Raw genomic sequence first — 368 nt, 5'->3', positions numbered from 1 at the left:
GGGAGTGGTTAGGGAGCAATCCCGAAGCTATGAACCGAAGCCCCRGTAAACGGCGGCCGTAACTATAACGGTCCTAAGGTAGCGAAATTCCTTGTCRGGTAARTTCYGACCYGCACGAATGGCGTAACGACTTGGGCGCTGTCTCAACGAGAGATCCGGTGAAATTTTAATACCTGTGAAGATGCAGGTTACCCGCGACAAGACGGAAAGACCCCATGGAGCTTTACTGCAGCTTGATATTGGACTTTGGTACGATTTGTACAGGATAGGTGGGAGCCTGAGAAGCATGAGCGCCAGCTTGTGTGGAGGCGACGTTGGGATACCACCCTGATCGTATCGGAGTTCTAACCCGCGGCCATGAACTGGTC

1 rRNA gene is annotated in these 368 nt (G+C 52.9%); it reads left to right on the top strand.

Features of this window, described 5'->3' with window-relative positions:
• Positions 1-368 (top strand): 23S ribosomal RNA (locus AC1DIP_RS22375); the annotation flags it as partial.

The sequence above is a fragment of the Pseudarthrobacter sp. 05T312 genome (genome assembly GCF_056396685.1).
This window is presented reverse-complemented; position numbering and strand designations above follow the sequence as displayed.